The organism is Aquimarina megaterium XH134 (assembly GCF_000520975.1).
In the GTDB taxonomy this organism is placed as follows: Bacteria; Bacteroidota; Bacteroidia; order Flavobacteriales; family Flavobacteriaceae; genus Aquimarina; species Aquimarina megaterium.
The window spans coordinates 1-271 of record NZ_JACB01000059.1 but is presented as its reverse complement, the minus strand read 5'-3'; the positions used below and the strand labels follow the sequence as shown (position 1 = coordinate 271).

Below are 271 nucleotides of genomic sequence, written 5' to 3'. Positions count from 1 at the left end.
ATCTTGGTCATTAGAAGAAGGAATATTTTTATACTGCCTAGTTTCACCAGGTTTCATAATAACCTCACCACCAAAAGATACTATAGACCCACCAGCCGGTTTATCATCTCCTAATTGGTCATCTTCTGACAGGTAGTTTTGTACAATAACATTGGTTAGATCTATATAATCGTCTCCTGTATTATTCATATCCATTTCATATGTTAATTCATTAGTATCTGTTATCTTAAAATTAGTAACAATAAGTTTACCAAAATCTTCACAAGACATC

General features: G+C 32.1%; 1 protein-coding gene. It reads right to left on the bottom strand.

The features are described from left to right. A partial coding sequence (locus Z053_RS31655; protein ID WP_035096756.1) for a hypothetical protein occupies nt 1-271 on the bottom strand: 271 nt, incomplete at both ends.